1 pseudogene is annotated in these 1,907 nt (G+C 40.4%); it reads right to left on the bottom strand.

Annotated elements, in window-relative coordinates:
• Positions 1-1,907, bottom strand: a pseudogene (locus ACFINR_RS09250) (hypothetical protein); the annotation flags it as partial.

Below are 1,907 nucleotides of genomic sequence, written 5' to 3'. Positions count from 1 at the left end.
TTGATTACCTTCGTAGCATCATCCTGCTTAACAAGACTATCTCCTACAACTTTATTAATCTCATTCTGAAGCTCTTTATGAATATTCATGAATGAATCACCAACACCAGCAAAGGCAGACGCAACATCATCATAACTTTGCTCTTCAACGGCACTGCCATCTTCTTTGACGATCTTAACTTTGAAACTTGGAGCACTCCATTGACCTTCCTTATATTCAGCGCCACCACCTAAATAAGTTGCAACAGTCTTATTCGTATCAAAAAGCTGAGAACCATTGACCGCTTCACTTGAGCTTGCAGAAACCTCTCCATTGGAAAGAAACTTAATTTTACTGTTGCCTTTCTCATCACCCTCTCCATGTGTTGCTACAAACGCCTTTTCAGAATCACTCCACAACAACGCATTCTGCTTAATATTTTCAGTAACCTCCGTGTTGTTTTGAGTAAACTCTTTTTGAAGATTCTCAAAAGATGTTCCTACACCAGCAAATGCTTCCGATACAGTATCATACTTCTTCTCTTCAACTTTAGTACCATCCTCATTAACAATCTTAACTTTGAAACTTGGAGCCGTCCAAGCGCCACCTGCATAACTAGCATCACCACCTAAAGACTGCGCAACACTGTTACCTAGAGCATATAGCTGATTTCCTGTTACAGCATCGCTTGAGTCTTTAGTGATATCACCATTTGCAAGTGATGTGATTTTGCTGTGTGTCTTCTCACCATTTTTTTCTCCATGCAAGGCGACAAAAGCACCTTCAGCCTTGCTCCATGATAAAGAATCTTGTGCAACTCCTTCTGAAACTTCCTTAATACGAGCGTTGATAGTGCTCATGCTGTCATTAATGTCATTAAACGCACCTGCAACATTATTACTGCTCTTCTTATCACCTTTCGTACCATCATTGCTGAAAATCTGAATTTGGAAATCCGGATCTTGCCATTCGCCTTTCTCATTATAACCAGCACCACCACCAAAATAGCCAGCAAACTGTTTTTGCAGATCATAAATCTGTCCACCCGTAATCGCATCACTCGAGCCTGATACTATAGAGCCAGCTGCAAGTGATGTAAGCTTGCTGTTCTCTTTATTGTCCCCATGCGTCGCTACAAACGCCTCTGCGTCCTTATCCCACAACAGCGCATCGCCTTGAACTTCCTGAGTAATATTCGTGATGTTTTCAGTAAGTTCATTAAACTTATTCGTTAGGTTGTTATTCACATTCTTGAAATTCGTATCAATACCTTCAATGGCTAAACCAACATCACCATAGGATTTTTCTACTACCTCGCCTTTTGCATCAACACTGGATAATTTATAGGTTGGATCCGTGAAAGTACCATCTTTAAAGCTTGTACCTCCACCTAAGTATTTCGCAATATCCTGAGAAACCTTAGAAATCTGACCGCCATTAACCGCATCATGCGAATTCTCACTAATCTGACCTTCGGCAACATTATGCAAACCTACAGGTGTAGAACCCTTACCTTTACCCAAAGTCACACTCGCATAATTAGTGCTGCTATTATCATCACCTTGTTTATCATAGTGAACAACAGCCGATTCATCAGACTGAAGATTATTAGAAAGCTCCTTCAGACTTTTATCAAGCTGACCTTTGTTAACTGCTTCATTACCTCTCACGGCTTCTTTCACACCGGAAAGAATCCTATCTCCTTTGTCTTTATTTGCGATATTGATTTCATTGCCTTCTACTTCTGTACCAATATTGATAACCTTCGTATTATCATCCTGCTTGGCAAGGCTATCACTGACTACATTGGTCACATCATTGTGAACATTCGTAATAGAACTTGCAACACCTGCAAGTGCTTCCGCTACACTATTGTAAACCTTTTCCTCACCAGTGCTACCATCATCATTGACAGTTTTAAGTTTGAA

Source organism: Bartonella sp. AP19HLJMH (genome assembly GCF_042196245.1).
Classification (GTDB): Bacteria; Pseudomonadota; Alphaproteobacteria; order Rhizobiales; family Rhizobiaceae; genus Bartonella.
Note: the sequence above shows the minus strand (reverse complement) of the source record. Positions and strands in the feature narration are given on the sequence as shown.